Source organism: Micromonospora sp. WMMA1976 (genome assembly GCF_027497335.1).
Taxonomy (GTDB): domain Bacteria; phylum Actinomycetota; class Actinomycetes; order Mycobacteriales; family Micromonosporaceae; genus Micromonospora; species Micromonospora aurantiaca.
The window spans coordinates 3,521,964-3,545,939 of record NZ_CP114912.1 but is presented as its reverse complement, the minus strand read 5'-3'; the positions used below and the strand labels follow the sequence as shown (position 1 = coordinate 3,545,939).

Here is a 23,976-nt window from a genome sequence, read left to right as displayed (position 1 = left end):
TGGTCGTCCCACCACTCAGGAGGCGGCCCGTCCGACCACGCACCGGAGGTACACCATGTCGCTCACCTTCCACTGGTTCCTGCCGACCTACGGCGACAGCCGGGACATCGTGGGCGGCGGTCACGGCGTGCCGGTCGGCACGGCCGGTGGCGCGCGACCGGCCAGCGTCGCGTACCTGGGGCAGATCGCCCGCACCGCCGAACAGCTCGGCTTCGCCGGGGCGCTCACCCCGACCGGCGCCTGGTGCGAGGACGCCTGGCTGACCACCGCCATGCTCACCGAGGTGACCGAGCGGCTGAAATTCCTCGTCGCGTTCCGGCCCGGCCTGCTCTCACCCACCCTCGCCGCGCAGATGGCGTCCACGTTCCAGCGCCTGTCCGGCGGGCGGCTGCTGCTCAACGTGGTCACCGGCGGCGAGTCCGCCGAGCAGCGCGCGTACGGCGACTTCCTGGACAAGGACGCCCGCTACGCGCGTACCGACGAGTTCCTGCACGTGGTGCGGGCGCTGTGGCGCGGCGAGACGGTCGACCACGACGGCGCCCACGTGCGGGTCGAGGGCGCCCGGCTCAGCCGGGTGCCCGACCCGGTGCCGCCGGTCTACTTCGGCGGGTCGTCCGGCGCGGCCGGGCCGGTGGCGGTCCGGCACAGCGACGTGTACCTGACCTGGGGCGAACCGCCCGCGCAGGTGGCCGGCAAGCTGGACTGGATCCGCGGGCTCGCCGCTGAGGCCGGTCGCGAGCTGCGGTACGGCATCCGGCTGCACGTGATCAGCCGGGACACCGCCGAGGAGGCGTGGGCCCAGGCACGCAAGCTGCTCGACGGCATCCCCGAGGCCGACGTGCGCGCCGTGCAGGAAGGGCTGCGGCGCAGCGAGTCCGAGGGGCAGCGGCGGATGCTCGACCTGCACGGCGGCTCCCGCGACGGGCTGGAGGTCTCGCCGAACCTGTGGGCCGGATTCGGGCTGGTACGCGGCGGCGCGGGCACCGCACTCGTCGGCAGCCACACCGAGGTCGCCGACCGGATCGCCGAGTACCACGCGCTCGGCCTGGACGAGTTCATCCTCTCCGGCCACCCGCACCTGGAGGAGGCGTACTGGTTCGGCGAGGGCGTGCTGCCGATCCTGCGGCGGCGCGGGCTGTGGCGGCACCCGGCCGGTGAGCCGGAGGCCGAGGCGCCGGCCGCCGTGCCGTTCTCACCCCAGCCCGTCCCGGCCCGCGGCTGACCGTCGCGGATTCGTGGCCGCCGCTGTGTGGTGTGGCGACGGCGGCCACTGCCGTGCTCGGTCCGGTCAGAGCGGGCGTTGCCCGGCGAGGAAGTCGGCAAGCACCCGGGTGTGCGTGGAGAAGGCCAGCTCGACCGGATCGGTGAGCACCAGCCACTCGGTGGCCTCCTCGGTCGGCGCCGACGGCGGCAGGTCGCCGACCGGCCGCTCGGGCAGCACCCCGAAGACCATCATGGTGCCGCCGGCCGGGGCGCCGTGCACCGCGAACAGGCGCGCCTCGGCGGCCTCGGCTCGCAGCCCGGTCTCCTCGCGTAGCTCACGGACGAGCGCCTCGGACCACTCCTCGCCGTACTCGATGAAGCCGCCCGGCAGCGCGAGCTGCCCACGCGCCGGCTCGATGTCGCGGCGCACCACCACCACCCCGAGCCCCTGCGGCGTGCGGACCGGCAGCACCGCCACCGCCACCGGCAGCGGATTACGCCACACCGTCTCCCCGCAGGAGGAACAGACACGCGGCCACCCGGCGCCCGCCGGGTAGGCCGCGCCGCAGAACGAGCAGTGCGAGTACGCGGTCACGCCGCAGCACGTTACCCGCACCTGTCGCCCGAGGTCAGGCGTCACCCCTCGGGGCGACGAGCGCGGCGCGCGCCTCCATCAGGGCGAACCCCAGGAGGTTGTCGCCCCGCCAGGTCGCCGGGTCGTCGGCGCGCGGATCGTCGGCGGTCAGGCCGATGCCCCAGACCCGGTCGGTCGGGCTGGCCTCGACGAGCACCCGGTCGCCGGTGCCGATCAGGAACCGCCGCAACGGCTCGTGCCGGCCGAACTTGGCGATGCTGCCGGCCACCACGATCTCGTACCGGCGGGCCACCCAGGTCGCCTCGTCGAAGTCGCGGACCTGCCGGCCGAGCGCCTTCGCCCGGTGCGGATGCCCGGCCGCCAGCACGCGTTCGGCGATCGCGTGGTCACCGAAGAGGGTCGCCTTGTGCCACATCATCCAGTGCTCGGCGGTGGCGAACTCCCGGCCGTCCACAGTGAACGCCGCCGGCCACCACTGGCTCAGGCAGCTCGCGCCGATGCTGCCGTCAGGCCGTGGCCGGTGCCCCCAGAAGTGCAGGTACTTGACCGTCCGACCGGCGTCGAGCGCGGCGGTCAGGTCGGCGACGGTACGGATCGACATGCCCCGCAGTCTGCCCGAACCCACCGACATCCCACCGCCGCTTTTCGCCCCCGGCAAGGCACCGCGCGCCTCCCGCGCACCGACGTTGACCGTCTCGCGGCCCGTCGCGCGTCACCCGTCGACGCAGTCGCCCGAAGCCTGCCTCCTACCCGCCTCACGAGGCGCGACGTCCCACGCCGAGGGAAACGCGTTCCGTATCCCGGGATCGCGAGAGATCTTGGTAGGAAGAGGCCCCTGTAGGGACCATTTCCTACCAAGATCTCTCGCCGGGGCGGGCGCCAACTCTCCACCGCGCCCCGTGGTCCTCGCCGATCTTGCGCTTTAGTGCCCCGCAATCCAGGCGGAAAGGGGCATCACAAGGGCCCGAACTGCAAGATCTGCGAGGCGAGGCGAGGGCGGGAGGGTTAGGGAGTGGGGGCGCCTGTGTAGAACGCGGTTACTCGGGTGCCTGCGGTTTGTGCCTGCTCGGTGGGGGTGCCGGACTCGATGCTCGCCCTTGTCCAGCTGTTGCTCGACTCGGTGACGAAGCGCAGGCCCTCGGGTGAGGCCATCCACTCGGCTGCGGTGGCCGGATCGACGCCCGTGCCGTCGGCGGCGAAGTGGGAGGCCAGCCCGACCAGCGCCAGGTCCCAGCCGATGCCGACCGCGCCCGGACCGTACTCGGCCCACCGCTGGTCGTCGACGTGCGCGACGTGTTCCAGCTCCAAGCGGGTACGCCCCGGACCGGCCTCGCGCAGCCGCACCTCGATCCAGCTCACCTCGCCGCCGAACTCCCAGGTGGCGGCGAAGCCGTGCGGCGGATCGCAGCGTTCGACGGTGCCGCCGGCGTTGCCCTCCAGCTGGTACCGGCCGCCGAGGCTCAGGTCACCGGAGACCGGCAGGAACCAGCGGGGTATCCGTTCCGGGTTGGTGCAGGCGTCGAAGACGTCGGCGACGGGTGCGTCGTACGTCTGGGCGATGGTGAGCACCCGCGCCTGCCCGGCGGGGAGCGTGCGGTCGCCGATGCGGCGCTCGACGGCGCTGATCTGTCCGGTCACGTCGATCATGGTTCGGTCCTCTCGTCGTCTGTGGTGTCCTCGCGCAGCCGTCGTTCGCGGCGGCCCCGGGCCAGCTCGGTGGCGAGCGCCGCCAGTGGTGGCGTCCAGAAGCGGCGGAACCCGTCCAGCCACGCGTCGATCTCGCGCAGCGGGCCGGGATCCACGGCGTAGAGGCGGCGGGTGCCCTGGGCGCGTACCGTGGTGAAGCCGTGGTCGCGCAGCACCTTGAGGTGCTGGGAGACGGCGGGCTGGCTGATGCCGAACTCGCGCCGCACGGTCTCGCCGAGCGCGCCGGCGGGCTGCTCGCCGTCGGCGAGCAGCTCCAGGATCCGGCGGCGGACCGGGTCGCCGAGAACGTCGAAGGCGTGCACGACCCCTTTGTATCACGGGTAGCTTATATAAGCGAGGACTGACGCGTCGCGGGGCGCCCGTCGCACCCGGGCGCCCCGCGTACCCCCGTGGGTCAGCCGCCCAGACGGGCGGCGACGGTACGGCGCAGCTCCGGCAGGCGGTCGTGCAGCAGGCCCGGGCACTGCGTGTCGTTGAAGTCCTTGTGCCCGTAGATCTCGGTGGGCGCGATGCCGTACTGCTCGCAGGTGAACGCGCAGAACGTGACGAGGCTGTTCCAGAGCGCCTGCGGCGGCTGCACGTCCAGGTAGATGCCGTCGTTCTCGATGCCGATGGCCTGGCTGTTCTGCCCGACGCAGTGCGCGCCCTGCACCATCGTCTGACCGTGCAGCAGCGCGTAGAGGCTGCCGTGCCGGCCCTCGGTCAGGTAGCCGCCCCGGCTGTTGGTGAAGTGCTGCCCGGAGTCGAGCCAGCCGTTGCCGTCCATGTGCAGGTCCTGGATGTCGCGGGAGTTGCGGTACGCCTGGGCGAGGCTGTAGTCGGTGGTGTTCGGGAACGCCGTGTGGTGGACGATGATCTTGTTGGGCCGGCTGGTCACCACGCTCACCGGCGACGAGGGCGGGCGGGCGCCCCAGGTCGCGCAGTTGGCGATGGTCGGCTGGTCGACCCGGGTGGCGGCGGCCCGCGCGCCGGGGCCGGAGCCGATCTGGGTCAGCGCGCCGACGCCGGCGGCGGCGCCGAGCAGGACCGCGCCGCGCAGCACGGTCCGCCGGGGTACGGGAAGGGACATCGCAACCTCCTCGGGAGAGAGGGGCGGCCGGGCGTGGCGGGACCGGCACCGCCCGCCACGCCCGGGCCGGTCTCAGCAGGGTCCGTTGCAGGCCAGGACGCGCAGCCGGTCGAGCGAGCCGTTCCACACGTTCTGGTCACCGGGGAAGACCCCGGAGGAGGACCACTGCCAGAACGAGTACGTGCCCCAGCCCGCCGGCAGCGTGCCGACGCTGCTGGAGTAGCGGGCGATCCACAGTGGGTTGTTTGCGGCGAACTGCGAGGTGTTACCGGTGCAGGTGCTCCACCAGTCGGTGGTGGTGTAGATGGTGGCCCACCGGCCGGTGCGGGCGTGGTACTGGTTGACGAACGAGGCGATCCAGCTGCGCATCGACGCCTGGCTCAGGCCGTAGCAGGTCGCGCCGTACGGGTTGTACTCGATGTCCAGCGCGCCGGGCAGCGTCCGCCCGTCCTTCGACCAGCCGCCGCCGTGGTCGACGAAGTAGTTGGCCTGGGTGGCGCCGCTGGTGGTGTCGGGGCGGGCGAAGTGGTACGAGCCGCGGATCATCCCGACGTTGTACGAGCCGTTGTACTGCTGGGCGAAGTACGGGTTGGTGTAGTAGGTGCCCTCGGTCGCCTTGACGTAGGCGAACCGGGCGCCGTTGGCCCACGCTCCGGACCAGTTCACGTTGCCCTGGTAGCTGGAGACGTCCATGCCGGGTAGCCCGGCCGGGGCGGCGCCGGCGGGGGCCGCCCCGGTCAGGGTCGCGGCGGCGACGGTGACGGTGACGAGCAGTGCGGCTCCGGCCGCGCGCAGCGCCGATCGGATCGATCTGTGCATCTGTCCTCCCTGGGGGTTGCCGCGCTTCGGCGGCGGGAGTATGACGAAAGGAACTGTCGTCATTAGGGCACAGGGCGGAGAAACTTTTCAATAGACTGCATCGAAGAATCTCACTGAATCGGGTGCTCAGCCGAGCTGGGCGAGCACCTCGGCGGCGGCGCGCTCGCCGGCGGTCACCGCGCCCTCCAGATAGCCGCTCCACCGGGTCGCGGTCTCGGTGCCGGCCCAGTGCACCCGGCCCACCGGCGTCCGCAGTTCCGGGCCGTACGCGCACCACGCGCCGGGTGGCAGGACACCGCAGAAGCAGCCGCGCGTCCACTCGTCCGCCGACCAGTCGTACTCGACGAGGTCGTCGGGGTGCGCGGCGGCCGGGCCGAAGATCGCGGCGAGCGCCTCGCACAGCGCGTCCCGGCGGGCGTCTGGCGGAAGCCGGCGCAGCGCCCGGGCCTGCGCGCCGTAGCTGAACGCGGTGAGCACCCCGCCCGGCGCGTCCGGCAGCGAGTTGTCCACCGTCTCGGTGAGCGGCCCGGTGTCGGTGCTGGACACGCCGGAGCGGCCGTCGGCGCGCCAGAACGGCTCCGGGTAGAGCGCGTGCACCTTGAGCGCCACACCCATCGGCATCCGCTGGGTCAGCCCGTCGCGCAGCGGGGGCAGCGGCGGGTCGTACCGGATGCGCCCGGCCAGCGTCGGTGCCAGCGCGACCACCACCGCGTCGCCGCGGTAGGTCTCGCCGCCGGCGCGCACCCGCACGCCGTCGCCGTCCTGCGCGACGCCGTCCACCGGGGCGTGCAGGCACAGGCTCCCCGGCGGCAGCGCGGCGGCCATCCGCTCGGCCAGCGCGGCCGGACCACCGGCGATCCGGTCCTGCTGGGCGCCACCGGCCATGCGCAGCAGCGACCGGGTGCCGCCGCCGCTGCGCAGGTAGAACAGCATGTGCAGCAGCGAGACCTCGTCCGCCGAGGCGGCCAGCAGGCCACCGGCGAGCATCCGGCCCGCGTATCCGGCGGTGACCGGGCCGGCCGCGCTCGCGTCGAGCCAGCCGCCGAACGTGATCCGGTCCCACAGTGCCGCCTCGGCGGCCCGCCACGGCGCGGCCGGGTCGAGCGTGCCCGCCATCTCGTCGAGCGTGCCCAGCAGCGCGGACAGCCCCGGCGGCTCGCCGGTGGCCGGACGTCCGCCGAGCAGCAGCGCCGCCGCACCCTGCGCGGGGGAGGGGAAGGTGGTCAGGCCGTACGCGGCGACGAGCGCGTACATCCGGTCCTGGGTCGGGCCGATCCACTGCGCGCCGAGATCCAGCCAGCCGCCGTCTGGTAGCGGGCGGCTGCGCGTCCGGCCGCCCACCCGGTCCCGCGCCTCCAGCACCCGTACCTCGGCGCCCGCCGCGTCCAGTGCGAGCGCGCAGGCCAGACCGGAGAACCCGGCGCCCACGACGACGACCCGGTGACGGCGCACGCAACGGCGTACCCCGCTCCCGGCCGGATTCACCCGGCCCGGCGTGTCGAAACCGGCATCAGTCGTTCGTGTGGAGGGTGAGAGGGCGGCGCGGGGCCGTCCCCGGCGGTGAGGAGACACCGATGAAGCAGTACCTGATCAGCATGTACCAGCCGGCCGGTCAGGGCCGTCCCGACCCGGAGTTCCTGGCCGGGGTGATGCGCGAGGTCGAGGCCATCGGCCGGGACCTGCGGGAGGCGGGGTGCTGGGTGTTCGGCAACGGCCTGCACGACCCGCAGACCGCCACCGTGCTGCGCCCGGCCGGTGACGAGGTACTGGTCACCGACGGGCCGTTCGCCGAGGGCAAGGAGTACCTGGGCGGCGTCACCATCATCCGGGCGCCCGACCTGGACGCCGCGCTGGACTGGGGCCGCCGCTACGCCCTCGCGACCACGCTGCCGATCGAGGTCCGCCCGTTCCAGGGCGAGGGATGACCGACGTCGAACGGGTCTTCCGGGCCGAGTACGGCCGCGCGGTAGCCGTCCTGGTCCGCCTCCTCGGCGACATCGACCTCGCCGAGGAGGCGGTCCAGGAGGCGTTCACCGTCGCCGTGTCGCGGTGGGCCGCCGACGGGCCGCCGGCCAGCCCGGCCGGTTGGATCATCACCACCGCCCGCAACCGCGCGATCGACAGGCTGCGGCGCGAGGCGACCCGGGCCGCCCGGCACGCCGAGGCCGCCCTGCTGCACGCCGACGACGACCCGCCCGCCGAGGAGGGGCCCGTGCCCGACGACCGCCTGCGCCTGATCTTCACCTGCTGCCACCCGGCGCTCGCCGCTCCCGCCCGGGTGGCGCTGACGCTGCGCCTGCTCGGCGGCCTGAGCACCGCCGAGATCGCGCGCGCCTTCCTGGTGCCGGAGCCCACCATGTCGCAGCGCCTGGTCCGGGCCAAGGCGAAGATCCGCGACGCCGGTATCCCGTACCGGGTGCCGCGCGACGCCGACCTGCCGGACCGGCTGCGCGGGGTCCTCGCCGTGGTGTACCTGATCTTCAACGAGGGGCACACGGCGAGCGCGGGGGAGCGGCTGGGCCGCGCCGAGCTGGGCGCCGAGGCGATCCGGCTGGGCCGGCTGCTGGTGACGTTGATGCCGGACGAGCCGGAGGCGCTCGGCCTGCTCGCGCTGATGCTGCTCACCGAGGCGCGCCGCGCTGCCCGTACCGGCCCGGACGGCGTGCCGGTGTCGCTGTCCGAGCAGGACCGTGGCCGGTGGGACCGGGAGCTGATCGCCGAGGGGCAGGACCTGGTCCGCCGGTGCCTGCGGCGGGGCCGGCCCGGCCCGTATCAGATCCAGGCCGCGATCGGCGCGGTGCACGCGGACGCGCCCACCGCCGCCGCCACCGACTGGGGACAGATCCTCGCGCTCTACGACCAGCTCGCCGCCGTCGCGCCCGGGCCGGTGGTCGCGCTGAACCGGGCGGTCGCCCTGGCCGAGGTACGCGGACCGGCGGCGGGACTGGCCGAGGTGGAGCGTCTGGACCTGGCCGGCTACCACGTGTGGCACGCGATCCGGGCCGACCTGCTGCGCCGGCTGAACCGCCCGGCGCAGGCGCGGACGGCGTACGACGCGGCGATCGCCGGCACCGGCAACGCGGCGGAGCAGACGTTCCTGCGCCGCGCCCGCGACCGTATGCCGGGATGATCACACCGACAGTGCACGTAGGAGGCCGGCAACGCCCCAGAAGCGAGCGGCGATTGCCTGGGCATTGACGCGGCGGCAGAGAAAAGTACACTCCCGATGTAATTAGTCTTTCCGCGCTCCGTCGACCGGCACGAGGTGACGATGAGCCCACCGGCCACAGCCACCGACGAACCGGGCCTGGCGCTGCACCACGTCGGCGTACGCTTCGGCGGCCTGGTCGCCCTCGACGACGTCTCGCTGCGGGTGCCGCCCGGCCGGATCGTCGGCGTGATCGGCCCCAACGGCGCCGGCAAGACCACGCTGTTCAACGTGGTCTGCGGCTTCGTCCGGCCGACCGAGGGCTCGCTCACCCTCGACGGGCGGCCGTTCCGGCCCCGCCCGCACGCCCTCACCCGCCTCGGCATCGCCCGCACCCTCCAGGGCGTCGGCCTGTTCGCCGGGCTGAGCGTGCTGGAGAACGTGGTCGCCGGTGCCAGCCACACCGCCCGCGCAGGCTTCACCGCCGCCCTGTTCGGCCTGCCCCGCAGCGACAACGACGAACGGCGGCTGCGCGCCCGGGCGCTGGACCTGCTCACCGAGCTGGGCATCGAGAAGTACGCCGACGCGGCGCCCGCGACCCTGCCGTACCCGGTGCGCAAGCGAGTCGCGCTGGCCCGCGCGCTGATCGCCCGGCCCCGGCTGCTGCTGCTCGACGAACCGGCCGGCGGTCTCGGCGCCGACGACGTGGCCGAACTGGCCGACCTGGTCCGCGCGCTGCCCGGACGCGACGACGGCTGCGCCGTGCTGCTCGTCGAGCACCACATGGACCTGGTCATGTCGGTCTGCCACGAGCTGGTGGTGCTCGACTTCGGCAAGGTGATCGCGGCCGGGCCGCCGGAGCGCATCCGCGACGACCCCCGGGTCACCGAGGCGTACCTGGGTGCCGACGTGCCGGCCGAGCCGACCGGGAGCGCGTCGTGACCGCCGTGCTGGAGGTGGAGGCGCTCAGTTGCGGCTACGGGCCCGTGCCGGTGCTGCGCGACGTCGCTTTCACCGTCCCGGCCGGCACCGTCACCGCCGTGCTCGGCGCCAACGGCGCGGGGAAGACCACGCTGCTGCGGACCCTCTCGGGTCTGCTGCGGCCCACCGCCGGCCGGGTCCGGTACGCGGGCGAGGACCTGCGCGGCGTCCGGGTGGAACACCTGGTCCGGCGCGGCCTGGCACACGTGCCCGAGGGCCGCGGCGTGGTGACCGAGCTGACAGTGGCGGAGAACCTGCGCCTGGGCGGGCTGTGGCGGCGCGACCGGGCCGACGCCCGGCGCGCGCAGGACGAGGTGTACGAGCTGTTCCCCGCGCTGGCCCGCCGCCGCGACCACGCCGGGCACCAGCTCTCCGGTGGGGAACGGCAGATGCTCGCGATCGGCCGCGCGCTGATCGCCCGGCCCCGCCTGCTGCTGCTCGACGAGCCGTCGCTGGGCCTGGCGCCCAAGGTGGCCGCGCAGATCATGGCGCTGCTGCGGCGGCTGCGCGACGAGCGGGGGCTCACCGTGCTGCTCGTCGAGCAGAACGTGCGCTCCGCGCTGTCCGTCGCCGACCAGGGCATCGTCATGTCGCTCGGGCGGGTGGTGACGGCCGCGCCGGCCGCCCGGCTGCGCGACGACGACCAGCTCCGGCACGCGTACCTCGGATTCTAGGAAGGGGTCGCGGATGGAGCGGTTCTGGTTCCTCACCTTCGACGGGCTCGCCTCCGGGGCGGTCTACGCGGCGTTCGCGCTCGCGCTGGTGCTCATCTGGCGGGCCGCCCGGGTGGTCAACTTCGCCCAGGGCGCGATGGCCGTGGCCACCGCCTACGTCGGGTACGCGGTCGTGTCCGCCACCGGCTCGTACTGGCTGGGCCTGGCCGCCGCGATCCTGTCCGGACTGGCCCTGGGCGCGCTCGTGGAGCGGGTGCTGATGCGGTTCGCCGGCCCCGGCGGCCCGCTCAACCAGGTGATCGTCGCGCTCGGCCTGGTGCTCGTCATCCAGGCGGTGCTCGGCATGGTCTTCGGCAACGACTACCGGCCCGCGCCTGCGCCGTTCGACACCGACGCGCTCACCATCGGCGGGGTGGCCGCGCTGTCCCCGTACGACCTGTGGGTGCTCGGCGCGGCGCTCACAGTGGTGGCGCTGCTCGCGCTGTTGTTCACCCGTACCCCGGTGGGGTTGCGGATGCGGGCCGCCGCGTTCGCGCCCGAGGTGTCCCGGCTGCTCGGCGTCAGCGTCGGCCGGATGCTCACGCTGGGCTGGGCGCTCGCCGCCGGGGTCGGCGCACTCGCCGGCATGCTCGTCGTCCCCACCGGACTCGGCCTGCACTCGCACGCCATGGACCTGGTCTTCGTGGTCGCGTTCACCGCCGCCGTGGTCGGCGGCCTGGACAGCCCGGTGGGCGCGGTGGTCGGCGGCCTGCTGGTCGGGCTGATCCTGTCCTACGTCACCGGCTACCTGGGACCGGACACCACCCCGCTGGCCGTCCTGGTGTTGCTGCTGTCCGTCCTGCTGGTCCGCCCCGGCGGGCTCTTCTCCGCGGCGAGAGCGAGGCACGTGTGACGAGCACCCCCACCGAGATCGCGCCCGCCGCGCCGTCCCCGCTGCGGCGGCTGCTCCCCGGCGCCCCCGCCGGACGCGAGGCGCGCGGCTCCACGCTGCTGCGCCACCTGGCGCTCGCGGTGTTCGCCGGCACGCTCGTGGTGCTGGTGACCAACCAGCTCGCGCCGTACCAGAACCTCCAGGTGGCGCGCGTCTGCGCGTTCCTCTGCGTCACCGCCGGGCACACCGTCCTGGTCGGACTCAACGGCCAGCTCTCGCTCGGGCACGGCGCGTTGATGGCCACCGGCGCGTACACCGTGGCGCTGACCCAGCAGGCCCTCGACGAGCGAGCGGTACGCGGCTGGTGGACGCTGCCGGCGTCGCTGCTCGTCGCCGTCGCGGTGACAGCGCTCGGCGGGCTGGTCGTCGGGCTGGCCGCGGCCCGGCTGCGCGGCCCCTACCTGGCCGGCGTGACCCTGGCGGTGGCGACGCTCGTCCCGGCGGTCACCACGATCTTCACCGGCGTGTTCAACGGCGAGCAGGGGCTGCGGTTCCCGGCGCCGACGCCACCGGCGGCGCTCGGCGCCTACTTCCAGCCGGAACGCTGGCTGGCCTGGATCGCGCTGGCCGCCGCGCTGCTCACCATGCTGCTGCTGGCCAACCTGGTGCGCAGCCGCTTCGGCCGGTCCCTGCGGGCGGTCCGCGACGACGAGGTCGCGGCCCGGCTCGCCGGCATCCCGGTGGCCCGCACGCAGGTGCTCGCGTTCGTGGTCAGCGCCGCCTGCGCGGGCCTCGGCGGCGGCGTGTACGCGATGCTCACCGCCACCGTCGCGCCCGGCAAGTTCCCGCTGGACCTGTCGCTTTTCCTGCTCATGGCGATCGTGATCGGCGGGCTGGGCAGCCTGGCCGGTGCGGTCTGGGGAGCGGTGCTGCTGGTCGCGCTCCAGGACCTGCCCGGCCTGCTCACCGAACACCTCAGCCTCTCCGCCGGGCTGACCCAGCGGCTCGAGGGCAACCTCGCGCTCGCCGTGTTCGGTCTGATCCTCATCGTCGTCATGCTCGCCGCCCCGGGCGGCCTCCAGGGCGGGGTGCGTGCCCTCTCCACCCGCCTGCGCAGGGCCGTCCGCCGTCGTCCCGCCACCCGCCGGTCGCCGGACCGCTGACCTCACCGGTTCCACCCACACCGTTCGCACCGTCGCACCGGATTGGAGAACCATGCGCCCCACCACCCGCCGCGTTCTCGCGGCCGCCGCCGGCCTGGCCCTGCTGGCCGCGCTGCCTGCCTGCGCCGACGACGAGAAGCAGGCCGCCGAGAACGTCCCCGGCGTCAGCGACTCCGAGGTCGTCATCGGCACCCACCAACCGCTCACCGGACCGGCCGCCCCCGGCTACTCGAAGATCTCCGCCGCCACCAAGGCGTACTTCGAGCACGTCAACAGCAAGGGCGGTGTGCACGGCCGGAAGATCGTCTACAAGGTCATGGACGACGGCTACAACCCCGCCAACACCGAGAACGTGGTTCGCAAGCTGGTGCTCGACGACAAGGTCTTCGCGCTGCTCGGCGGCCTCGGCACGCCGACGCACACGAACGTGCTGGAGTTCGTCAAGACGCAGAAGGTGCCGGACCTGTTCGTCGCCTCCGGCAGCCGCAACTGGAACCATCCGGACAAGTACCCGACCACGTTCGGCTGGCAGCCCGACTACACGGTCGAGGGCAAGATCCTGGCCACCTACGTCAAGAAGGAGTTCCCCGGCGCGAAGGTCTGCCACTTCGGGCAGAACGACGACTTCGGGAGGGACTCCCTGGCCGGCGTCGAGCAGATCCTCGGCCCGGTCGCGGCGAAGCAGACGTACACCACCACCAATCAGCAGGTCGGCCCGGCCATCGGGGCGCTGCGCGCGGCCGGCTGCCAGGTGGTCATCTCGGCGACCATCCCCGGCTTCACCGCGCTCGCCATGGGCCAGGCCGCCGGACAGGGCTTCAAGGCGCAGTGGGTGGTCTCCAACGTGGGCGCCGACTACACCACGCTGGCCGCCCAGCTCGGCGACAAGAAGGTGATCCTCGAGGGCATGGTGGCCGACAACTACCTGCCGAACGTGGCCGACACCGCGAACCCGTGGATCCAGGAGTTCACCAAGATCCACCAGAAGTACAACGCGGGCAACCCGGTCGACGGCAACGCGATCTACGGCTACTCGATGGCGTACACGTTCGTGCAGTCGATGCTCGCCGCCGGGCCCGACCCCACCCGGGAGAAGCTGGTCGAGGCCGTGCGCAAGGGCGGCTTCCGCGGGCCCGGCCTGGTCCCCTTCCGGTACGCCGACGGCGTGCACGCCGGCTACGGCGGTGTGCGGCTCACCAAGGTGAGCAACGGCGTGCAGGAGTACTTCGGCCCTGCGTACACCACGGACGACGGCGACGGCGCGGTCACCGAGTTCACCGAGCCGCCGACGAACCCGCCCGCCGACGCGGTGCCGACCGCCTGAGGCGTCCCGCCGGGCGGCCGGGTGCCGGTCGCCCGGTGGCACGCACGTAGAGTGGCCGCCGGTACCCGAGCAACAGGAGATTCCGTACCCATGATCGAGGTGGAGGCCGACCCGCCGGAGCGGGTGGACGGCCGGGCGGCGCGGGCCGAGCGGACCCGGGCCGCGATCGTGGAGGCGCACCTGGCCCTGATCGACTCCGGTGACCTGCGGCCCACCGGGGAACGGATCGCCGAGCGGGCCGGGGTGTCGCTGCGTACGCTCTGGACCAACTTCAAGGACATGGAGACGCTGTTCGCCGCGACCGGGCGGCGGGTCGGCGAACGGCAGGCCGCGCTCTGGCAGCCGGTGCCGCCGGAGCTGCCGCTGACCGCCCGGATCGCCGCGTTCTGCGACCAGCGCGCCCGGCTGCTGGAGGTGCTGGCGCCCTCGGCCCGCGCGTCGGCGCTGCGGGAGCCGTTCTCCCCGCAGTTGCGGCGCAACCGGGAGGCGGCGGTCACCCGGGTCCGGCAGGAGATCGAGGCGGTGTTCGCCCCGGAGCTGGCGCAGGCCGGGCCGGGGCGGGCGCAGTTGCTGGACGCGCTGACGGTGGCCGGCACCTGGTCTTCGTGGTCGATGATGCGCGACTCGATGGGGCTCGACGTGGAGACCGCCCGCGCCGTGATGGCGCGCATGCTGGGCGCGCTGCTGGTCGACGCGATCGCCGCCGGCCTGCGCTGAGCGCCCCGCCGGCCCGCGCTGAGCGTTCCGGCGGCCGGTCAGGCGACCTCGCCGGTGGTGGCCACCTCGCCCAGCTGGCCCAGCGTGCTCAGGTAGGCGTCGTGCAGCTCGTCGGTGGCCGCCGTGCACGCGTCGGCGACGGTGACGATGCGATATCCGTTGTCGACCGCCTGGTAGGCGGTGGAGGCGACGGCCAGGTTCGTCGCGACGCCGGTGAGCACCACGGTCCGCACGCCCCGGCCGCGCAGGATCAGGTCCAGGTCGGTGCCGGTGAACCCGCCGAGCCGGGTGGAGGTGACGACCACGTCGCCGGGCTGCCGCGCGACCTCGTCGACGATCCGGGTCTTCGGGTCGCCCTCCAGGAACGCCCCGCGTTCGGCGATCATCGCGAAGCTCGGGGTGTTGGCGATCAGGTCCGGATAGCCGGGCCGGTAGGCGACCCGGGTGAAGACCACGAGACCGCCCGCGGCCCGAGCGGCTGCGGCGACCCGCGCCGCGTTCGCCGCCACGCCGTGCCGGGCCACCTGGTCGGCGAAGTACGCGCCGAAGACGCCGTCGGGGCTGACCACCTCGGGTTGCCAGTGGACGCCCACGACTGCGGTGTATGCCCAGTCGATGCGCTGCATGTCGGTCCCGTCAGGGTGCGGAGAGCTGCTGCGGCGCCAGCTCGTAGCGGCTCAGGCCGCCGGCGGCGGTGCTCCTGCCGAAGGCGTCCCGGCGCCCCCAGCGGCCGGGGACGTCGAGCAATGCCACGTAGTCGAGGCTAGCAGGCAGGGCGGGCCGGGCCACGAGATCGTCGCCGACCGGCCGCAGGCCGAGCATCGTCCGCAGGAGCAGCAGTGGAGCCCCGGCCGACCAGGCCTGCGGGCTGCACGCGGTCGGATACCGGATCGGGTAGCGGGTCTCGGACCGGGCGTGCCCGGCGAAAGCCTCCGGCAGCCGGCCGTCGTAGAAGGCCGCCGCGTCCAGGATGCCGGCCGCGATGCGGGCCGCCTCGTCGGCGTACCCGTAGCGCCGCAGTCCCCAGGCGATGAACGAGTTGTCGAACGGCCAGATGGTCCCGACGTGGTAGCCGACCGGGTTGTAGCGCGCCTCGCCCTCGGCCAGCGTGCGGACACCCCAGCCGCTGAACAACGCCGGTGACATCAGGTGCCGCACCAGGGCCTCGGCCTTCGGCTCCTCGACGATGCCGCTCCACAGCAGGTGGCCGATGTTCGACGACAGGGCGTCCACCTTGCTGCCGTCGCCGTCCAGCGCCAGCGCCATGTACTCGCCGTCGTCGATCCAGAAGTCGTGGTTGAAGCGGCGTTTGAGGTCGGCGGCGTCCCGCTCCAGCCGGTCCGCGTACGCCGCGTCGTGCCAGATCTCGCGGGCCAGCCGGGCGGTGCGCACCTTCGCGTCGTACGCGTACCCCTGGAGTTCGCAGGTGGCGCGCGGGAAGCCCGGCAGCCGGCCGTCGCGGTAGGAGATGCCGTCCCAGGAGTCCTTCCAGCACTGGTTCTCCAGGCCGTTCACCGGGTTGCGCCGCTCGTAGGAGACGTAGCCGTTGCCGGCCCGGTCGGCGTAGTGGTCGATCCAGTCGACGGCCGCCCGCGCCTCCTGCTCCACCGCGCGCACGAGGGCGGCGTCGCCGGTCCACCGCTCGTACTCGTCGAGCAGCACGAGGAACAGGGGAGTGGCGTCCGCGCTGCCGAAGTAGGGGCTGTGCGGCGTCTCGTCGAAGACGGTCAGCTCGCCGTAGCGCATCTCGTGCAGGATCCGGCCCGGCTCCTCCTCCCGGAAGTCGTCGATCCGGCTGCCCTGGCGGAACGCGAGCACGGTGAGCGTGGTGGCGGCGAGTTCCGGTGCGAACGGCAGCGCCTGGAGGCTGGTGAGGATGCTGTCGCGGCCGAACAGGCTCATGAACCAGGGCAGCCCGGCGGCCAGCACGCACCCGGTCCCGGCGAGGAACGGGCTGAACCGCAGCGCGGCCAGGTCGATGAGGCTCTGCCGGTAGGTGTTCTGCAACGGCCCCCAGCTGGTCTCCAGTCGCGGCGCCCGGTCCAGCCACTCCCGTAGCTCGGCGGGCTTGTCCCGGGCGTTGCCCTCGACCCGTCCGGGCAGGCTGAGCCGTTCCAGCCCGCGGGGCAGGGGGAGGTCCGGCTCGGCGGTCAGCCGGGTCTGCCACCGGCCGTGCGGTTCGATGTGCACGCGCAGCGTCAGGCCGTTCTCGTCCACCTCCGCCGGAGCCGTCGCCGACACGATCGTCTCGCGGCGGTAGCGTTCGCGCTGGTAACCCAGGACGAGTCGCGGGCCGTCGACCCGCCGGTAGTGCCGCCCCTCCCGGTTCGTCGTGCCCTCCTTGACCGCGAAGAGGTCCGCGAAGTCCGCGTCCACCTCGATCCGTACGGTCAGGTCGACGGCTCGCCGGTCGTTGTTGACCAGGACCAGTTCCTCGTGGAGTCCGCTGTTCAGCCTGTGGGTGCGGCGCACCTCGAGCGTGCTGTTGACGTAGACGTCCTGCGCGCCCGGGACCAGGTAGAACCGGTTCTCGAAGTACTGGATGTCGTCGATGGACAGCGTGCTGAGCCGCTCGCCGTCGATGGTGAGCTGCCACCGGGACAGCAGGCGGGTGTCGTGGGCGAACAGGCCGTGGGTGCCGTCGGCCGCCGGGACGATGTCGCCGGCCCGGTCGCAGACCAGGAAGATCGTCCCGTCGAAGATGCCGACGTGGTCGTCACCCATGCTCGTCTCCCCGGTGTCCTTCCGGGCGCGAGCCGGGCGGGGAGGGGAACAGCCGGCGTACGGTCGCGAACAGCCGGGGGCTGCCCTCCACCTCGGCCTCGCCGCGCAGGACGGTGGTCAGGAAGTACGCCTCGCCCCGGGCGATCCGGTCGAAGACGGCCCGGTCCGCCCGGACGACCGCGTCCCCGCCGGTGGCCTGCCGTGCCGCGGTGACCTCGCCCCGGGCGATGGAGACCAGCCAGTGGTCGACCGACCCGTCACCGGCGATGTCGAACCGGACGGTGCCCTCGTGGAGCGCTGTCAGCCCACGCTGCCTGCGCTGCCCCAGGCCCCGGAAGAACTCTTCGGTGGCGTCGGCCATCGGCCCTCCTCCCGATGGCGCTATTCCCCGCCAGGGGGCCCGTCGCCTCACCCGGAACGGGTGAAATCGGGGCTAGTCCTCGCGCAGGCGGCGCAGGATGCGGGTCAGTTCGCCGCGGTCCTCCGGCGAAAGTGCGCCGAAGAACCGTTCCGCCTCGGTGGCCCGGGCCTGCCGGATCGCCGTGCCCACCCGCTCGCCCTCGGCGGTCGGGGCGACCAGCGTGGCCCGCCGGTCGGCCGGGTCGGGCCGGCGCTCGACCAGGCCACGCTCCTGCAACCCGTCGACCACCTCGGTTGCCGAGCGCGGGGCGATGCGCAGGTGCTCGGCGAGCGCGCCGGGCCGCAGCGCGCCGTGACGCATCAGCACACCGAGCGCCCGCGCGTGCCCGGGGCTGATCTCCCACGGCTCCAGCGCGCGCTTGGTCTGGTGCCGCAGCCGCCGGGTCACCGCCCAGAACGTCTCGGCCAGGCTCTCGTCGCTGCCGTCCACGGGGAATACGGTAACAGGCTTTCGTGTTGTTCCCTCATGTTGAGGTAACCTCAGCATCGTCCCCCACACGAGGAGCACAGTTGGATCGCATCCCCGACGGCCGCCGTGACGGCCGCACCGTTTCCCCCGCCGAGAAGGCCCAGGCCCGCGACGTGTCCCTGCGCCGCATCGGCGGCCTGTTCACCGCCCACCGCGGCCCGCTCGCCACCGTGGTGGCGATCATCGTGGCGTCCTCGATCATCGCGATGGCCACGCCGTTCCTGCTGCGTACCGTGATCGACAGGGCCCTGCCCGAGCGTGACCTGACGCTGCTGGCCTGGCTGGTCGCGGGCATGGTCGCGGTCGCCGCCGTCACCGCCGTACTCGGCGTCGCCCAGACGTTGATCTCCACCCGCGTCGGCCAGCAGGTCATGCACCGGCTGCGCACCGACGTCTTCGCCCACCTCCAGCGCCAGTCGATCGGCTTCTTCGTCCGCACCCGCACCGGCGAGGTCCAGTCCCGCATCACCAACGACATCGGCGGCATGCAGTCGGTCGTCACCTCCACCGCCACCTCGATCGCCGCCAACCTCACCACAGTGGTCGCCACCACCATCGCCATGCTGGCGCTGAGCTGGCGCCTCACCCTCGTCTCGGCGGTCGTGCTGCCGCCCGCGCTCTGGCTCACCCGTCGGGTCGCCCGGCTGCGCCGGGAGATCACCGCCCAGCGCCAGCGTGAACTGGCCGACCTCACCGTGACCATCGAGGAAGGGCTGTCGGTGAGCGGCGTACGGCTGGCCAAAACGCTCGGCACCGGCCCGGCCCTGGTCGACCGGTTCACCGCCTCCTCGGCCCGCCTGGTCGACCTGGAACTGCGCTCGGAGCTGGCCGGGCGCTGGCGGATGGCCGCCATGAGCATCGTCTTCGCCGCCATCCCCGCGGTGATCTACCTGAGCGCCGGCCTGCCCGGCACCGCAGGCACGCTCACCATCGGCACGCTCGTCGCGTTCACCGCGCTCCAGGGCAACCTGTTCCGGCCGCTGATGGGCCTGCTCAACGTCGGCGTCACGCTCACCGCGTCGCTCGCCCTGTTCGCCCGCATCTTCGAATACCTCGACCTGCCCGTCGAGGTCGCCGAGCCGGCCCGCCCGGTCCCGCTGGACCCGGCCACCGCCCGCGGCCACCTGCGGATCGAGGACGTCACCTTCAGCTACCCGGGCAGCGACACCGCCGCCCTCGCGGGCGTCAGCCTGGACGTCCCGGCCGGCACCAGCCTCGCCCTGGTGGGGGAGACCGGCTCCGGCAAGAGCACACTCGCCGCGCTGATCAGCCGGCTGCACGATCCGGACGCCGGCCGCATCACCATCGACGGGATCGACCTGCGCGACCTGCGCCCGGCCGACCTGGCCGCCGTCGTGGGCGTGGTCAGCCAGGAGACGTACCTGCTGCACGGCACCGTGCGGGACAACCTCCGGTACGCCCGCCCGGACGCCACCGACGCCGACATCGAGGCCGCCGCCCGCGCCGCCCGCATCCACGACCTCGTCGCCGCGCTGCCCGACGGGTACGACACCCTGGTCGGCTCGCGCGGCCACCGGTTCTCCGGCGGCGAGCAGCAGCGCCTGGCGATCGCCCGCACGCTGCTGCGCGACCCGCGGATCCTGGTGCTGGACGAGGCGACGAGCGCGCTGGACACCGAGACCGAACGCGCGGTCCAGCGGGCGCTGGACGAGCTGGCCCGGGGCCGCACGGTGGTGACCATCGCGCACCGGCTCTCCACCGTCCGCGGCGCCGACCGCATCGCGGTGCTCGACCACGGCCGGATCGTCGAATCAGGCACCCACGACGCGCTGCTGGACCGTCGCGGCCGCTACGCCGCCCTGGTCGGTTGAACGTAGGAAAGTTTTGATCGGGCGTTCATTGCTGTAGGTATTTACCTGACCCTGCGCCACCCCTAGCATCGATCCGTGTCACTCGATGCGAGGAGGGGAACGATGTCGCTGATGACCACCGCCGCCCGGCGGCGCGTGCCGGCGCTGCTCACGACCGCCGTCGTCGCCGGTGCGATGCTCGGTGTGCAGCCCGCGCAGGCCGCCCGGCCGGGCTTCCGGATGCCGTTCCTGTGCGGCCAGACCTGGCAGGGCAACAACTGGAACGGGCACAGCCCCGCCCACGCCATCGACTGGAACCACTACGACGCCAACGGCAGCCCCGACGATCTCGGTCGCCGTACCGTCGCCAGCGCCGCCGGCACCGTGCTGGAGTCGTACTACTCCACCACCTCCGGCTACGGCAACACCATCGTCATCGGACACGGCGACGGCTGGCGCACCCGGTATGCCCACCTCGACTCGCGCGCCGTGGCCACTGGCGACACCGTGAAGCGCGGAGACGTCATCGGCCGGGTCGGCGCGACGTCGGCGAAGTACGACCTCAGCCCGCACCTGCACTACGAGCAGATCCACGACGGCAGCGTGGTGGTGGCCGTCGTCCAGGGCGTCACCTGGTCCGACGGGCTGAAGCGCAACCAGACCAGCACCAACGGCTGCTGATCCGGGGTCGGGCCGCCGGGGCAGAAACCCGATCTGCAAGACGTGATTTACAGAGCACCAATGGGTAGAGTGGCGCGGTGCGCAGCGGAGTTCAGGGTCAGGTCCCGGTGCTGAACGTCGGTGACGCCGACGCGGCCGGCCGGTTCTACGCGCTGTTCGGCTACACCGGGCAGCCCGGCGAGGACGGCCGGTCGCGCCTGCGCTGCGGCGACCTGAACCTGCTGATCGTCGAGGGCGCCCCGGCCCCGGCCACGCTGTACCTCCACGTCGACGACGTCGCCGCGACCACCGAACGCCTCGTCGCGGCGGGTCACCGGGTCGAGACCGCTCCCGGCGGCGAGTGCCGCACAGTCGACCCCGCCGGCAACACGATCCTGTTCACCCGCGCGCTCGAAGTGCCCGCACCCCAGGCCGAACCGGACGGGCGGCCCGCGCCGGTCCGCCGGGCCGCTCAGGTCGCCGCCCGGCGCGACGGCGCGCCCGCGCACTGCCAGATCGGCGGTCCGCGCGGCGAGCCCTGCACCGAGCCGGCCGAGGTCAAGCTCGCCGACTCGTGGGGCGACACGGTCTGGGGCTGCCTCACCCACGCCGACGAGACGCTGGTCAACGCGCGCGGCGCGTTCCTGGCCACCGAGGACGCCACCGGGCTCGCCGCGTACCTGGCCGCCCGGCAGGCCCGCCCCGAGGCGGCCGCCGTTCCGGGCTGACCGTCGCGGCTCGGACCTGGGCCAGTCCCGGCTCAGCCCTGGGGCGGCTCCGGCTCGCCCGGGCGGGGCCGCTGTCCCGGAGCGGTGCGCGGCACGGGCGGGGGGAGCAGCGGTTCCAGCGGGGTGAACGACTCCACCGGTCCGTCCGGCCGCGCTCCACGCCGCGCCCGCCCCGCCTCGCCGGGCCTCCCTCGCGCGTCCCGTACCGCTCCCGCCGGTCCGCTCCCGTCGGCAGGCGGTGCCGTGGCGGCCGGCTCGCCGTCCTTCCCGGCCCGCGCCGTCGTCGGTCGTTCACGCCGGTCGCGTTCCTCGGCGTACTCGGCGCGACGCCGGGCCAGGTCACGCTCGCACTCCAGCGCGATGCGCTGCTCCCAGTACGGCTGGAGCAGCTTGCGCACCCGCTCGTCCAGGTGGACGGTGACGTCCGGCTCGCAGGCGAACGTCACCTCGCCGCGCGCGTACGTCCAGGGCGGCGGATCCTCGTCGGCGAGCGCGGCGGTCAACGCGGCGTGCAGGTCGCGCGGGCGGTGCGGCGGCACCTCCGCCGCGCACCGCACGGCCAGCCGGTGCAGGCGTTGCGTGGCCTGCTGCTGGAAGTAGTCCACGTACCAGCCGAACAACTCCGGCCGGGCCGTCTCCGACGACCAGGTGTAGGTGGCGCGCACCAGGAACACGTACACCTGGCCCTGCGCCGGCACCGCGAGCGGCTCCGGGACGCGCCGGTCGACTGTGGTCACCGCCGTCACCGGCTCCTCGGTCCACCAGAGCTGCCGCAGCGTCGGCTGCGCGCCGTCCCAGAAACGCCGGGTCCGCACGCGCGCCGCTTCGCCCAGCGCCCGCGCCCGTCCGGCCCACCGCCGCCGCCGGCTGTCCACCGGCGCGCCGGGCTTCGGCCGGCCGCCGCCCGGCTCGGGCCCCTCCGGCACCGCGGTCATCGCACCCCCTCCATGCCGGATCGCAGCACCGCGTCCCGCGGCGTCACCGGGACGCGCGGGCCGTCGGGCGAGGGGTGGCCGGACCGCCGTGGCGGTCCGCGATCCACGCTAACAACCCCGACCGGTGTACGCGCGCAGCCGCGCGCACGGCGCTTCCGCCCGGCTCAGGGGCGGGCGCTGACCGATCGGACGAGCCGTCCCGTAGTCCTATCCGTGGGACTCAGGGCGGTTTCGGTCCCGTTCACGGGACCGACCATCCAGAGTCGATCGGCGCACCTTGATCCGTGATCGAAGCGCTTCGTAGCGTGAGGCTCCGCGATCCTTCGGGGGAGGACCAGAACGCATGGGCGTAGACGCTCGTCAGGCCGCCGGCCAGGCCGTGACATACCTACGGTCCCTGGCCGAGCGGCAGTACGACCGGGTCTGGATCCCGGACTTCCTGCACCTCACCCCCGACGTGCAGGGCTTCGCCGTGTTCCACCGCGGCGGCCTGGTGCTGGTCTACGGCGCGGTCTCGCCGGATGACCCGGCCCGCTGGGTGTTCCGGATGGCCTGCGTGGCCGGCGCCGACGTGCCGGACATCTCCGGGGCGATGGCCTGGGCGAACATCCGTAACCGGCTGGCGGAGGCGGGGCGCTACTACTGCGTCGTGAAGGCCGACCAGAGCGCCTGTCACGTGGTGTTCGCGCTCGACGTGCGCAGCCCGCTGCTCGGCGACGTCACGGCGCCCGACGCGCAGGTGGCGCGGGAACTGCTGCACTTCTCGCTCGCGGTGTGCGTGCACAACGCCGTGGCGGACTTCCGTGATCTGGCGTCCTATCTGCCGGCGCGGCCGCTGGCACCGACCGAGATCGACGCCTGGATGCTGTTCGCCGGCACCCAGGACTGACAGTGCGGCATCGGCTCGCCGGCCCGGCGCAGCCCTGCGAGCTGCACGAAGATGTCCCGCTTCGCGGTCGCGGTGCCCCGGCGGTTGAGCACGTAGCCGGTCAGCCAGATCCAGCCCATGTGCGTCATCTCGGCGCCGACCGACACGACCCGGAACGTGAGCTCCCGGTCGCCGCCGAACTGCACCGACGCGCGGCCGTCGACGCGCAGCAGGTCGCCGGGCTGTGGGCGCACCGCTACCAGTGGCCGTCGTTCGGCGGGCGGCACTCCCGGGCGTGCATGGTCTGCCAGTCCCGCAGGGCGCGCTTCAGCCTTTCGTTCTCCTGCGCGAGCAGGCGTACCTGCCGGTTCAGCTCGGTCAGCTCGTCGGCGACCCGGGCCTGGAACTCGCGTACCTGATCGGGGTCGACGCCGCGCCTGCGGGCGTCGAAGACGTGGGTGCGCACCTCGTGCGGGGTCATCCGGGCCGGTAGGCCGGTCAAGTAGATCCGGCCGGATCGATACTGCGTCACTTCGGTCCTTTCCAGGGCAGGCGGAGACGCGGTGGGTCTGGAAGGGCGGGCCGTCCGCACGCCGGCCGCGGGCGGCCCGCCCGCTCCGCCCTCGCAGCCCGGATCGGCGGTACGGAGGCGGAGCTGTCCGGAGGGTCGGGACGGGTACGCACACCCGCCCCGACCGGGGGATGAGCCGAACTCGTTGCCACGCGAGGAACGGCCCGGAAGCAACTTAACTAGACATGTCAGATGAGTCAACGCTGCTTGTTAGGCGAGTCGCGGTGTGATCGAATCGGATCGCCACGCGAGGAGTGCCATGCGAGAAGTGCCGGATTACTGGCGCATCGCCGACGATGTGATCGCCGACGTCAGGGGAAAGAAGCTGAAGCCGGGGGACAAGCTGCCCTCGATCGCTGAACTGCGCGATCGCTACGACGTCAGTCATGGGACCGTGCAGATGGCGTATGCGCGTCTCGAAGCGTTGCGGGTGATCCGGCGGCAGCAGGGCAAGGGCGTCTTCGTGACCGACCCGAAGACCTGGATGAGAGAGCCGTAACCGGCGTCAGCCCAGCAGGT

The 23,976-nt window shown here is 73.4% G+C and carries 28 protein-coding genes; 14 read left to right on the top strand and 14 right to left on the bottom strand.

Annotated features, from left to right (window positions below; genetic code table 11):
* Positions 1-55 precede the first annotated feature (55 nt).
* Positions 56-1,222 (top strand): LLM class flavin-dependent oxidoreductase, encoded by a 1,167-nt coding sequence (locus O7546_RS16510; protein WP_281599276.1) that lies wholly within the window; start codon positions 56-58, stop codon positions 1,220-1,222.
* 66 nt (positions 1,223-1,288) lie between these two features.
* On the opposite strand, the gene O7546_RS16505 is transcribed toward O7546_RS16510, so the two are convergent.
* From O7546_RS16505 to O7546_RS16475, 7 genes are all read right to left on the bottom strand, one after another.
* Positions 1,289-1,798: an NUDIX domain-containing protein gene (locus O7546_RS16505; RefSeq protein WP_281599273.1), complete on the bottom strand. Its 510-nt coding sequence runs from the start codon at positions 1,796-1,798 to the stop codon at positions 1,289-1,291.
* Positions 1,799-1,832: 34 nt separating this feature from the next.
* A complete protein-coding gene (locus O7546_RS16500) occupies positions 1,833-2,399 on the bottom strand; it encodes an NADAR family protein (protein ID WP_281599271.1) in 567 nt (188 codons plus the stop codon).
* Between the two features lie 404 nt (positions 2,400-2,803).
* A complete protein-coding gene (locus O7546_RS16495; RefSeq protein ID WP_281599269.1) occupies positions 2,804-3,445 on the bottom strand; it encodes an SRPBCC family protein in 642 nt (213 codons plus the stop codon).
* Complete coding sequence (locus O7546_RS16490) at positions 3,442-3,807, bottom strand: metalloregulator ArsR/SmtB family transcription factor (RefSeq protein WP_194799170.1); 366 nt, start codon at positions 3,805-3,807, stop codon at positions 3,442-3,444. Before O7546_RS16490 ends, O7546_RS16495 begins: the two co-directional genes overlap by 4 nt.
* A 92-nt stretch (positions 3,808-3,899) precedes the next feature.
* Positions 3,900-4,574, bottom strand: a complete 675-nt coding sequence (locus O7546_RS16485; RefSeq protein ID WP_281599266.1) for a peptidoglycan recognition family protein — start codon at positions 4,572-4,574, stop codon at positions 3,900-3,902.
* A 72-nt stretch (positions 4,575-4,646) separates the two neighbouring features.
* Positions 4,647-5,393 carry a lysozyme gene (locus O7546_RS16480; RefSeq protein ID WP_281599264.1) on the bottom strand — a complete coding sequence of 249 codons (747 nt, stop codon included), beginning with the start codon at positions 5,391-5,393 and terminating at the stop codon, positions 4,647-4,649.
* Between the two features lie 126 nt (positions 5,394-5,519).
* Positions 5,520-6,845, bottom strand: a complete 1,326-nt coding sequence (locus O7546_RS16475; RefSeq protein ID WP_194799173.1) for an NAD(P)/FAD-dependent oxidoreductase — start codon at positions 6,843-6,845, stop codon at positions 5,520-5,522.
* Between the two features lie 122 nt (positions 6,846-6,967).
* On the opposite strand from O7546_RS16475, the gene O7546_RS16470 reads away from it, so the two are divergent.
* The 8 genes from O7546_RS16470 (at position 6,968) to O7546_RS16435 (ending at position 14,271) form a co-directional block, all read left to right on the top strand.
* Positions 6,968-7,318, top strand: coding sequence for a YciI family protein (locus O7546_RS16470; protein ID WP_064445706.1), 351 nt, complete (start codon positions 6,968-6,970; stop codon positions 7,316-7,318).
* The gene (locus tag O7546_RS16465; protein WP_194799174.1) at positions 7,315-8,523 is read left to right on the top strand and encodes an RNA polymerase sigma factor; all 1,209 of its coding nucleotides are present in this window, start codon (positions 7,315-7,317) and stop codon (positions 8,521-8,523) included. Before O7546_RS16470 ends, O7546_RS16465 begins: the two co-directional genes overlap by 4 nt.
* 141 nt (positions 8,524-8,664) lie before the next feature.
* Positions 8,665-9,483 carry an ABC transporter ATP-binding protein gene (locus O7546_RS16460; protein WP_194799175.1) on the top strand — a complete coding sequence of 273 codons (819 nt, stop codon included), beginning with the start codon at positions 8,665-8,667 and terminating at the stop codon, positions 9,481-9,483.
* Complete coding sequence (locus O7546_RS16455; RefSeq protein ID WP_194799176.1) at positions 9,480-10,196, top strand: ABC transporter ATP-binding protein; 717 nt, start codon at positions 9,480-9,482, stop codon at positions 10,194-10,196. The genes O7546_RS16460 and O7546_RS16455 overlap by 4 nt, the downstream gene beginning before the upstream one ends.
* Positions 10,197-10,209: 13 nt before the next feature.
* A complete protein-coding gene (locus O7546_RS16450) occupies positions 10,210-11,088 on the top strand; it encodes a branched-chain amino acid ABC transporter permease (RefSeq protein WP_194799177.1) in 879 nt (292 codons plus the stop codon).
* A complete protein-coding gene (locus O7546_RS16445; protein WP_194799178.1) occupies positions 11,085-12,230 on the top strand; it encodes a branched-chain amino acid ABC transporter permease in 1,146 nt (381 codons plus the stop codon). The genes O7546_RS16450 and O7546_RS16445 overlap by 4 nt, the downstream gene beginning before the upstream one ends.
* Positions 12,231-12,282: 52 nt before the next feature.
* Positions 12,283-13,554, top strand: a complete 1,272-nt coding sequence (locus O7546_RS16440) for an ABC transporter substrate-binding protein (protein WP_281599254.1) — start codon at positions 12,283-12,285, stop codon at positions 13,552-13,554.
* A 90-nt stretch (positions 13,555-13,644) separates the two neighbouring features.
* Positions 13,645-14,271 carry a TetR/AcrR family transcriptional regulator gene (locus O7546_RS16435; protein WP_194799180.1) on the top strand — a complete coding sequence of 209 codons (627 nt, stop codon included), beginning with the start codon at positions 13,645-13,647 and terminating at the stop codon, positions 14,269-14,271.
* A 38-nt stretch (positions 14,272-14,309) separates the two neighbouring features.
* Here O7546_RS16435 and O7546_RS16430 read toward each other — a convergent pair whose 3' ends face one another.
* The 4 genes from O7546_RS16430 to O7546_RS16415 form a co-directional block, all read right to left on the bottom strand.
* Positions 14,310-14,897, bottom strand: a complete 588-nt coding sequence (locus tag O7546_RS16430) for a cysteine hydrolase (protein ID WP_194799181.1) — start codon at positions 14,895-14,897, stop codon at positions 14,310-14,312.
* A 10-nt stretch (positions 14,898-14,907) separates the two neighbouring features.
* Positions 14,908-16,995, bottom strand: a complete 2,088-nt coding sequence (locus O7546_RS16425; RefSeq protein ID WP_281599251.1) for a glycogen debranching N-terminal domain-containing protein — start codon at positions 16,993-16,995, stop codon at positions 14,908-14,910.
* Positions 16,988-17,356, bottom strand: a complete 369-nt coding sequence (locus O7546_RS16420; protein WP_269697142.1) for an SCP2 sterol-binding domain-containing protein — start codon at positions 17,354-17,356, stop codon at positions 16,988-16,990. The genes O7546_RS16425 and O7546_RS16420 overlap by 8 nt, the downstream gene beginning before the upstream one ends.
* Positions 17,357-17,428: 72 nt before the next feature.
* On the bottom strand, positions 17,429-17,845 hold the full coding sequence (locus O7546_RS16415) for a MarR family transcriptional regulator (RefSeq protein ID WP_194799184.1): 417 nt from the start codon (positions 17,843-17,845) through the stop codon (positions 17,429-17,431).
* Between the two features lie 80 nt (positions 17,846-17,925).
* Between O7546_RS16415 and O7546_RS16410 the strand changes: the two genes are divergently transcribed.
* The 3 genes from O7546_RS16410 to O7546_RS16400 all read left to right on the top strand — a co-directional run bounded on the left by O7546_RS16410 (position 17,926) and on the right by O7546_RS16400 (position 21,083).
* Positions 17,926-19,716 carry an ABC transporter ATP-binding protein gene (locus O7546_RS16410; protein WP_194799185.1) on the top strand — a complete coding sequence of 597 codons (1,791 nt, stop codon included), beginning with the start codon at positions 17,926-17,928 and terminating at the stop codon, positions 19,714-19,716.
* 102 nt (positions 19,717-19,818) lie between these two features.
* Positions 19,819-20,376, top strand: a complete 558-nt coding sequence (locus O7546_RS16405) for a M23 family metallopeptidase (RefSeq protein WP_269697141.1) — start codon at positions 19,819-19,821, stop codon at positions 20,374-20,376.
* Between the two features lie 77 nt (positions 20,377-20,453).
* On the top strand, positions 20,454-21,083 hold the full coding sequence (locus tag O7546_RS16400) for a VOC family protein (RefSeq protein WP_269697140.1): 630 nt from the start codon (positions 20,454-20,456) through the stop codon (positions 21,081-21,083).
* A gap of 32 nt (positions 21,084-21,115) precedes the next feature.
* Here the strand turns inward: O7546_RS16400 and O7546_RS16395 are convergent, their stop codons facing one another.
* Positions 21,116-22,018, bottom strand: coding sequence for a hypothetical protein (locus O7546_RS16395; protein WP_194799188.1), 903 nt, complete (start codon positions 22,016-22,018; stop codon positions 21,116-21,118).
* A 343-nt stretch (positions 22,019-22,361) separates the two neighbouring features.
* Here O7546_RS16395 and O7546_RS16390 point away from each other — a divergent pair, with 343 nt between their 5' ends.
* Positions 22,362-22,907 (top strand): hypothetical protein, encoded by a 546-nt coding sequence (locus tag O7546_RS16390; protein ID WP_194799189.1) that lies wholly within the window; start codon positions 22,362-22,364, stop codon positions 22,905-22,907.
* Here the strand turns inward: O7546_RS16390 and O7546_RS16385 are convergent.
* Both O7546_RS16385 and O7546_RS16380 read right to left on the bottom strand, forming a co-directional pair.
* Positions 22,835-23,140, bottom strand: coding sequence for a hypothetical protein (locus O7546_RS16385; RefSeq protein ID WP_194799190.1), 306 nt, complete (start codon positions 23,138-23,140; stop codon positions 22,835-22,837). The two genes, O7546_RS16390 and O7546_RS16385, sit on opposite strands and share 73 nt — an antisense overlap.
* Before the next feature lie 2 nt (positions 23,141-23,142).
* Complete coding sequence (locus O7546_RS16380; protein ID WP_194799191.1) at positions 23,143-23,418, bottom strand: DivIVA domain-containing protein; 276 nt, start codon at positions 23,416-23,418, stop codon at positions 23,143-23,145.
* Between the two features lie 298 nt (positions 23,419-23,716).
* Between O7546_RS16380 and O7546_RS16375 the strand changes: the two genes are divergently transcribed.
* A complete protein-coding gene (locus O7546_RS16375) occupies positions 23,717-23,956 on the top strand; it encodes a winged helix-turn-helix domain-containing protein (RefSeq protein WP_064445718.1) in 240 nt (79 codons plus the stop codon).
* The last annotated feature ends 20 nt before the right edge of the window (positions 23,957-23,976 follow it).

Coding starts and splice junctions, on each gene's coding strand:
- O7546_RS16510 (WP_281599276.1), top strand. CDS start 56: ATGTCGCTCACCTTCCACTGGTTCCTGCCGACCTACGGCGACAGCCGG.
- O7546_RS16500 (WP_281599271.1), bottom strand. CDS start 2,399: ATGTCGATCCGTACCGTCGCCGACCTGACCGCCGCGCTCGACGCCGGT.
- O7546_RS16495 (WP_281599269.1), bottom strand. CDS start 3,445: ATGATCGACGTGACCGGACAGATCAGCGCCGTCGAGCGCCGCATCGGC.
- O7546_RS16485 (WP_281599266.1), bottom strand. CDS start 4,574: ATGTCCCTTCCCGTACCCCGGCGGACCGTGCTGCGCGGCGCGGTCCTG.
- O7546_RS16480 (WP_281599264.1), bottom strand. CDS start 5,393: ATGCACAGATCGATCCGATCGGCGCTGCGCGCGGCCGGAGCCGCACTG.
- O7546_RS16470 (WP_064445706.1), top strand. CDS start 6,968: ATGAAGCAGTACCTGATCAGCATGTACCAGCCGGCCGGTCAGGGCCGT.
- O7546_RS16465 (WP_194799174.1), top strand. CDS start 7,315: ATGACCGACGTCGAACGGGTCTTCCGGGCCGAGTACGGCCGCGCGGTA.
- O7546_RS16460 (WP_194799175.1), top strand. CDS start 8,665: ATGAGCCCACCGGCCACAGCCACCGACGAACCGGGCCTGGCGCTGCAC.
- O7546_RS16450 (WP_194799177.1), top strand. CDS start 10,210: ATGGAGCGGTTCTGGTTCCTCACCTTCGACGGGCTCGCCTCCGGGGCG.
- O7546_RS16440 (WP_281599254.1), top strand. CDS start 12,283: ATGCGCCCCACCACCCGCCGCGTTCTCGCGGCCGCCGCCGGCCTGGCC.
- O7546_RS16435 (WP_194799180.1), top strand. CDS start 13,645: ATGATCGAGGTGGAGGCCGACCCGCCGGAGCGGGTGGACGGCCGGGCG.
- O7546_RS16430 (WP_194799181.1), bottom strand. CDS start 14,897: ATGCAGCGCATCGACTGGGCATACACCGCAGTCGTGGGCGTCCACTGG.
- O7546_RS16425 (WP_281599251.1), bottom strand. CDS start 16,995: ATGGGTGACGACCACGTCGGCATCTTCGACGGGACGATCTTCCTGGTC.
- O7546_RS16420 (WP_269697142.1), bottom strand. CDS start 17,356: ATGGCCGACGCCACCGAAGAGTTCTTCCGGGGCCTGGGGCAGCGCAGG.
- O7546_RS16405 (WP_269697141.1), top strand. CDS start 19,819: ATGTCGCTGATGACCACCGCCGCCCGGCGGCGCGTGCCGGCGCTGCTC.
- O7546_RS16395 (WP_194799188.1), bottom strand. CDS start 22,018: ATGACCGCGGTGCCGGAGGGGCCCGAGCCGGGCGGCGGCCGGCCGAAG.
- O7546_RS16390 (WP_194799189.1), top strand. CDS start 22,362: ATGGGCGTAGACGCTCGTCAGGCCGCCGGCCAGGCCGTGACATACCTA.
- O7546_RS16375 (WP_064445718.1), top strand. CDS start 23,717: ATGCGAGAAGTGCCGGATTACTGGCGCATCGCCGACGATGTGATCGCC.